We start from the raw sequence: 7,557 nt of genomic DNA, 5'->3' as shown, positions 1-7,557 counted from the left end.
CAGGAGGGTATGTGAAATGAAAAATTTTTACGATGTAGTTATTGTAGGAGCTGGTCCAGCGGGCATATTTACGGCACTAGAAATTTCTAATAAAAGGCCTGAACTTAGTGTGCTTATAGTTGATAAGGGAAGAAGTATAGAAAAAAGGAAATGTCCGGCTAGAATTACTGGCAAATGCGTCAAATGTAATCCTTGTGGGATAACATTTGGATGGTCAGGTGCTGGGGCTTTTTCAGATGGTAAGCTTTCTCTAAGCCCAGAAGTGGGTGGAAACCTTCTTGAATACTTTTCTGAAGATGAATCAAAAAAATTAATAAAATATTGTGATGATATTTATATAAAGTTTGGAGCAAATGAAAAGGTTTATGGACTTAATAGTGACAAAGTTGATGAAATTAAATATGAAGCAAGTAAGCATAATATTCGTCTTGTTGAATGTCCGGTAAGGCATTTAGGAACGGAACTTGCGTATGAAGTTTTAAAATCTATGTACCATCATTTAATGGATAATACGAATACAGAGTTTATTGAACTTAGTGAAGTTGAAGAAGTATTAGTAGAAGATAATAAAGCTACTGGAGTATTATTAAAAAATAAAGAAGGTACAGTTAAGGTTAATGCAAAGTATATTGTAGTAGCGCCAGGTAGAGGTGGAGCGGAATGGGCTGCAAACGAAGCTAAAAAACATAACATTAAGGTTACTAATAATGCAGTAGATATTGGAGTTCGCGTAGAGGTACCGAATTCTGTTATGGATCATTTAACAAAGGATTTATATGAAGCGAAATTAGTATACTATTCAGATACTTTTGACAATAAGGTAAGAACCTTCTGTATGAACCCAGGTGGAGTAGTATCAGCAGAATATTATGATGATAATACGATTGCAGTTGTAAATGGACATAGTTATTCAGACCAAAAGCTTAGAACAACTAATACAAATTTTGCAATGCTTGTATCTACTACATTTACAGAACCCTTTAATCAACCTATTGGCTATGGAAAATATATAGCTCAGTTAGGCAATATGTTAACTGGCGGAGGTATAATGGTTCAAAGACTCGGGGATTTACTAAAAGGAAGTAGAACGGATTATAATAGATTAAGTAAATCAACTACGGTACCTACTCTGAAATCAGCAGTACCGGGCGATTTAAGTTTCGTATTGCCACAAAGACACTTAACATCTATTGTAGAAGCATTAAAGGCATTCGATAAGATAGCACCAGGTTTATATAGCAAAAACACATTGCTATATGGAGTAGAGGTGAAGTTTTATTCTAGTAAGTTTAGTACAAACGATAAATTTGAAACATCTGTTAGCAATTTATACACCATAGGAGATGGAGCAGGAATAACTAGAGGACTAATGCAAGCATCTACAACAGGAGTGGTAGTAGCAAGAAACATAGCAGAGAGGGAAAACTAAGATTGCTTAACCTAAATAATTAGTTATATGAATATTTAAAGTGTATAATTTAACATGAGGTAAACATTAATAGGTAACAAAGGATCTTAACATTTAGTAGTTAAGAAATTTATTTTGAATTCAAAGAAAGCGAGGAATTTATATGTCAGCATTTATTGTTTTAGGAGCCCAATGGGGAGATGAAGGTAAAGGTAAGATGACGGATTATCTTGCAGAGGGAGCTGACCTAGTTGTCAGATCTCAAGGTGGAAACAATGCAGGTCATACTGTAGTCGTAGGAGAAAAGGAGTATAAACTTCATTTAATCCCATCAGGAATATTATATAAAGATAAAGTGAATGTAATAGGTAATGGAGTGGTTATAGATCCAAAAGCACTATTTGAAGAAATTGACTATTTAGAAGTATTAGGTGAAAACATAACTCCAGAAAGATTAATGATTAGTGATAGATCACAGGTTATAATGCCATACCATAGAGAGCTAGACAATCTATACGAAATAGCAAGAGGTAAAAATGATATTGGAACTACCAAAAAAGGTATAGGCCCATGTTACACTGACAAGTTTGAAAGAAGTGGAATCAGAGTATGCGATTTACTTAAAAAAGATGTTTTAAAAGAGAAACTTACAACTAGTTTATCAATGAAAAATGATATAATAACAAAAGTTTTGGGTGGAAAAGCTTTGGATTTTAATGAAATATATACTGAGTACTTGGAATATGCAGAAAGAATGAGACCATTTGTAAAAGATATATCAATTAAAATTTATGATGCAATAAAATCTGGAAAAAATGTTTTATTCGAAGGAGCACAAGGGACTCTTCTTGATATAGATTATGGTTCATATCCGTTTGTAACTTCGTCAAATACCATTGCAGGAGGAGTTTGTACGGGGACAGGAATAGGACCTACTATGATAACAAATGCTGTAGGAATAGCCAAAGCATATACTACAAGAGTAGGGAAAGGACCGTTTCCAACAGAACTTGAAGATGAAGTAGGAGAATGGATTCGCCAAAAAGGATTTGAATTTGGTGTAACAACAGGTAGAGCAAGAAGATGTGGATGGCTTGACCTTGTTATATTAAAAACATCAGCAAGAATTTCAGGGCTTACTAGTTTTGCTGTAACTAAAATAGATACCTTAGCAGGTCTTGAGAAAATTAAAATTTGTGTAGGTTATAAATTTGACGGAAGTGTTATAGATTATTTCCCAGCAAGTTTAGAGGATTTAGCAAAATGCGAGCCAGTATACGAAGAGTTTGATGGCTGGGACGAGAGTATAGCTAATGCAAGAAGTTATGAAGAACTTCCTAAAAATGCTAAAATATACTTAAAGAGAATTGAAGATTTTACAGGAGTTAAAGTTTCTATAGTATCAGTAGGACCAAAAAGAGATCAAACAATGGTGTTAACTGAAATATAGCTTATAAACATACATATTACAAAGTTTATCTTTGCAATATGTATGTTTTTTATAATATAGGGAATTATAAGTATTGGGAAAGATATTCAATAAGGTATACAAGTTGATACTAAAGATTAAAAAAGTGCGTACTTGTAAAATCAAAGTATATGAAATATAATGAGAATGAGAATTAAAGTTAAATAAATATTTTTATTTATTTACTAGTAAAGTTCTGGTATAATTATTTAAAATTAACATAAAGAGAGGTAGATAATATGAAAATAACTAAGGATATGACAATAGGCGAAGTTGTAAGACAAAATCCAGAATCAGTTCAAGTATTAATGAACTTTGGAATGGGTTGTGTAGGATGCCCTTCAGCACAAGCTGAAACATTAGAAGAAGCGGCAGCGGTTCATGGTCTTAAATTAGAAGAATTAATGACTGCGTTAAACGTATAAAAAGCATAGAAAACAAGACACTTAGTAAATACTAGGTGTCTTGTTTTTTTATTTTCTTATTTTCTTAATAGCTAATACAACGGGTATGGTAATTATAGTAGCTATGATGGCTTCTGGAACACCATTCATTATAGCGATACCATAAATAGTTTTTGCAGCGATAGAAGGATCTATGCCTTTAGAAGCGGCGAATTTGGCCGCATATAAAAAATATATCATAGTAAGAACGCCAAAAGTGTTAGTTAGAGAACCTATAACAACAGCTAGTCCAATTCTTATGTTATCCTTTTTAATAAAACTTATTTTATAAACATAGTAAGAAGTAAGACCAATAAGAACTCTTGGTAATACGGATACTAAAGGATTTATAAAAGCAAAAGATAGTATATTTGGAGTCGTTATGTTTTGTATAATGCTAAAAATCCCAAATATTAAGCCAATAGTCATGCCGACTATTGGACCCCCTATTATTGCACCTATAATAACAGGAATATGCATGATAGTAGCTTTGGCACCAGGGAGTGGAATAAAACCATATCCAGTTAATCCAAGTACGACACAAATAGCTGATAGCATACCAATAGTTGTAAGTTGGTTTGTTTGTATTTTTCTGAGTTTAATAGAATTGTTAAACATGTGTTCCCTCCGCTCTTATTCCATAAGGATATAAGTCGATCCTATTTAAAATCCTTATTTTTTTTGTTCAGTTTCATGATGAATACCGACAATAATAGTTTAGCACTTATTCCATAAAAATCACATAGAAAAAGAGAATTTCATAAAATTCAGAATATTCTTGAACAAATATTTCTATCCGAGTATAGTCATTAAGAATTATTGGATGAGGGTTATTTCTATGAAGATATGACACTGAAGGAAATGAAAATAATTATTGCTGCCGCATATTCAACTGGGATGAAGTGGTGTTCAAAGGATATATTGTTTGGCTCTACCTATTGGTCTTATTATATAATTTATAAAATGAAATAATAACGGATATGCTACTATGTATATATTGGGAAATATGTATATGATAAGTATACTAGTTATGACAAGCGTATATTTATTTATGGGTAAAATATAGTTTCATACAAATTCATAAAAGCAATGATTCTTGTATATTAGACATTTTTCTTCTAAAAAAGTTTCACTTTTTTAGAAACTTTTTTAAATACTATATAAAGATAAGTTAATAAAAGAGGGCTAGCATAATTTAAATCTGAGGGTAGTTTGTATTCGTTGTAAATTACGTTATAAATACTTTATGTTAACATCAGACTGTTAATGTTTACCTAATTGGTTTAGTTTGATATTATAATAAGTGTGAATAAATTTAAGAGGCCCAAAAATCATTGCGTACTAATAAGAAATATAGGAGTGGTAGTATGATTAGAATTCCAGTGACTACAGATAGAGATTATAATATTCATTATTATGAAGTAGATATTAATAAAAGAGCTTTAATTACAAGCATTATAGATTATCTTGGGGATATGGCAATGTATCAAAGTGAGATGTTAGGTGTTGGAATAGAACATCTTCGCGAGAACAAAATGGCTTGGGTGTTGTATAAATGGGACATATCAATGGAGTCATATCCTTTATTAAATGAAACTATAAAGGTAAAAACTTTTGCACATTCTTTCAATAAATTTTATGCTTATAGGAAATATGAAATTATTGATGTAGAGGGAAATAGAATAGGACAAGCGAGCTCTGTGTGGATTTTAATAAATACAGATAGAAGGAGACCAATAAGAATAACTAAAGATATGTATGGGACTTATGGTATAGATGACAATAAGAATACACCTATAGATATTGAGGACATACTACCTATAACTACAGTAGACAGTGAGAAAAGTTTCCAAGTAAGGTATAGTGATATTGATACGAATATGCATGTAAATAACGTTAAATATGTAGCTTGGGCTCTAGAAACAGTTCCTAAGGATGTAGTCCTAAATTATGAACTAAAGAATATTAAAGTAACCTACGAAAAGGAAACGACATATGGAGAAACAATAAAGGTAAGTACAGAAATTATTAAAGAAGAAAATAAGATAATATGTAGACATAAAATTATAAATGAAGAGGGCACTGAGCTTACATTATTAGAAAGTATCTGGTTATAGTAGGTTAGTGCTCAACTCATTAAATCTAAACAGTATGTACTTTGAAATTTATACGACCGTGTACTTGCTATTAGCATGTTTAGATACTAATAGTAACATTAAATTAAGTTAGTACTGCTTATTTCTAACATAGACTTAAATAATAATGATTCGATAAATTATATATTTTTCTTGTATTATGCTAACAAAAGTATAGGTTGCTAAGAATGCATTTGAGCGTGCCTTAGTAATTCTTAACTAATTTTAGGGAAGTTACGTTAAGAAAAGTGCATGTCTGAGCGTTCGCGAGTTTGCACTTTTTAGTAGCTTTCAATAAAATTAGTTTAGAATTACTTGGCGAAGTGAAAGCATTCAGGCAACCTATACTTTTAGTTATAGCATAATATAAGAAAAACGCTTAATTATTCTATTTAGATGCGTTTTCCCCTGCAATAGCACCAGAACTCCATGCCCATTGAAGGTTGAAACCACCACAATCGCCATCTACATCCATTATTTCACCCGCAAAGAAAAGATTGGGAACAATATTAGATTCTAGAGTTTGCGCGTTAATTTCTTTTGTATCAATACCTCCTGCAGTGATCTGAGCATTTGAAAAAGAATTGGTGCCTGAAACTTCAAATTTCCATTGTTTGAGTAAATTATATATAGCATTTTTTTCTTTTAAGTCTAAATCACGACAAGGTTTATGAATATCTTCTATTTTAGCCTCTTTTAAAATTATTGGAATGATTTTTTTATTAATTATTCCGATGAATGAGTCATTAACAGAGCGACTTCCAAATACTGACCAATGATTATTAAAAAATTCATTTAGTTCTTCAAAACTAATACTAGGTAACATATCAATAGTTAAAGAAACTTTGTTATTTTTAGATAAACCATAAGAGGCAGTTCTACTAAGTTGAAGAATAGGAGGTCCAGAAATACCGTAGTCAGTAAAAAGTATTTCTCCAAATTCCTTTTGAATACATTTATCATTTATAAATACTTCTGCATACCCATCAAATTTTACTCCAGATAGTGCCTTTAGTCTGTTATAGTTTAATTTAAGCTGTACGAGGGCCGGTACTTGCGATATTACACTATGACCTAATTGTTTAGCCAATGTATAGCCAGAGCCGTCAGAACCTGTTTTAGGTGCAGATTTACCGCCTGTTGCGATAATCAACTTTTTACACTCATATGTATCATTATTCGAACTATAAATTATAAAGCCGTTGTTTTTTTTAATAATTTCTTTAGCTTTCGTATTTGTATACACTGGAATGTCTTTTTCTTCTAGAGCAAAGCGAAGTATATCTATTACAGAGGATGCTTGCATTGACATAGGAAACATTTTACCACCGTCTATTGTTACTAAAGGTATACCTAAACAGGTGAAAAAATCTATAGTATGGTTTATTGTAAAAGAATCTAGTATGTGTTTAGCGAAATATGGATTTTCACTGTGATATCTATTGTTATTTATGTTTGCATTACTGATATTACATCTTCCATTACCGGTGGTTAATATTTTTTTACCTACTCGGTCGGTTCCTTCAATTATCGCTACATCTATTCCAGATTTTTTTGCTATCAATGCAGAGGTTAAACCAGCGGCTCCTCCGCCAACTATTATAAGAGAATGTTTCAAGAAAATCTCTCCTTTCGAGAAAGTGAATTATATTTGTATTATAAAGTGGTTTACAGTAATTTTAACCTAAAACACGTTGCTTGAGTATGATTTTTTATAAATTGCTTAGAAAAGAGGCTATCACTTACATAAATATTTCCTTCCTTTATAAGAAAGCCTTTGAATTCACCAGATATATGTACTGATTGAAAAAAAAATAAAAGAATATAAGAAAACATGTTGACACTTTAACAAAAATTATGTATTATAGTCTATGTCGGGTTGCGAGACGGAGTTACATAATAAATAAGTGACAATTAATATGGCTCCTTGGTCAAGCGGTTAAGACACCACCCTTTCACGGTGGTAACAGGGGTTCAATTCCCCTAGGAGTCACCAATACAATGAAACATATATGGGAGCATAGCTCAGCTGGGAGAGCATCTGCCTTACAAGCAGAGGGTCACAGGTTCGAACCCTGTTGTTCCCACCATATATGGCCCAGT

Annotated in this window: 6 protein-coding genes and 2 tRNA genes; 6 read left to right on the top strand and 2 right to left on the bottom strand. The window is 31.9% G+C overall.

From position 1 onward, the window contains the following. Positions 1-16: 16 nt before the first annotated feature. From JJE11_RS10775 to JJE11_RS10765, 3 genes are all read left to right on the top strand, one after another. On the top strand, positions 17-1,429 hold the full coding sequence (locus JJE11_RS10775; protein ID WP_291635431.1) for an NAD(P)/FAD-dependent oxidoreductase: 1,413 nt from the start codon (positions 17-19) through the stop codon (positions 1,427-1,429). Between the two features lie 142 nt (positions 1,430-1,571). Beyond that, a complete protein-coding gene (locus tag JJE11_RS10770; RefSeq protein ID WP_291635429.1) occupies positions 1,572-2,858 on the top strand; it encodes an adenylosuccinate synthase in 1,287 nt (428 codons plus the stop codon). Between the two features lie 257 nt (positions 2,859-3,115). Then, entirely contained in the window at positions 3,116-3,301 is a 186-nt protein-coding gene (locus JJE11_RS10765) for a DUF1858 domain-containing protein (RefSeq protein WP_291635427.1), read from the top strand. 48 nt (positions 3,302-3,349) lie between these two features. Here JJE11_RS10765 and JJE11_RS10760 read toward each other — a convergent pair whose 3' ends face one another. Next, complete coding sequence (locus JJE11_RS10760; RefSeq protein WP_291635424.1) at positions 3,350-3,937, bottom strand: ECF transporter S component; 588 nt, start codon at positions 3,935-3,937, stop codon at positions 3,350-3,352. Positions 3,938-4,686: 749 nt separating this feature from the next. Between JJE11_RS10760 and JJE11_RS10755 the strand changes: the two genes are divergently transcribed. Then, a complete protein-coding gene (locus tag JJE11_RS10755; protein ID WP_291635423.1) occupies positions 4,687-5,436 on the top strand; it encodes an acyl-ACP thioesterase domain-containing protein in 750 nt (249 codons plus the stop codon). A 406-nt stretch (positions 5,437-5,842) separates the two neighbouring features. On the opposite strand, the gene JJE11_RS10750 is transcribed toward JJE11_RS10755, so the two are convergent. After that, complete coding sequence (locus JJE11_RS10750; protein WP_291635421.1) at positions 5,843-7,072, bottom strand: NAD(P)/FAD-dependent oxidoreductase; 1,230 nt, start codon at positions 7,070-7,072, stop codon at positions 5,843-5,845. 303 nt (positions 7,073-7,375) lie between these two features. Between JJE11_RS10750 and JJE11_RS10745 the strand changes: the two genes are divergently transcribed. Continuing rightward, positions 7,376-7,450: transfer RNA gene (locus JJE11_RS10745), tRNA-Glu, on the top strand. Positions 7,451-7,468: 18 nt separating this feature from the next. Further along, positions 7,469-7,544: transfer RNA gene (locus JJE11_RS10740), tRNA-Val, on the top strand. Positions 7,545-7,557 lie beyond the last annotated feature (13 nt).

Origin of the sequence: Clostridium sp., assembly GCF_016650095.1 — a bacterium.
In the GTDB taxonomy this organism is placed as follows: Bacteria; Bacillota; Clostridia; order Clostridiales; family Clostridiaceae; genus Clostridium_AD.
This window is presented reverse-complemented; position numbering and strand designations above follow the sequence as displayed.

Excerpts from the sequence above, each read along its gene's own strand:
- JJE11_RS10775 (WP_291635431.1), top strand. The coding sequence starts at position 17 with ATGAAAAATTTTTACGATGTAGTTATTGTAGGAGCTGGTCCAGCGGGC.
- JJE11_RS10770 (WP_291635429.1), top strand. The coding sequence starts at position 1,572 with ATGTCAGCATTTATTGTTTTAGGAGCCCAATGGGGAGATGAAGGTAAA.
- JJE11_RS10765 (WP_291635427.1), top strand. The coding sequence starts at position 3,116 with ATGAAAATAACTAAGGATATGACAATAGGCGAAGTTGTAAGACAAAAT.
- JJE11_RS10760 (WP_291635424.1), bottom strand. The coding sequence starts at position 3,937 with ATGTTTAACAATTCTATTAAACTCAGAAAAATACAAACAAACCAACTT.
- JJE11_RS10755 (WP_291635423.1), top strand. The coding sequence starts at position 4,687 with ATGATTAGAATTCCAGTGACTACAGATAGAGATTATAATATTCATTAT.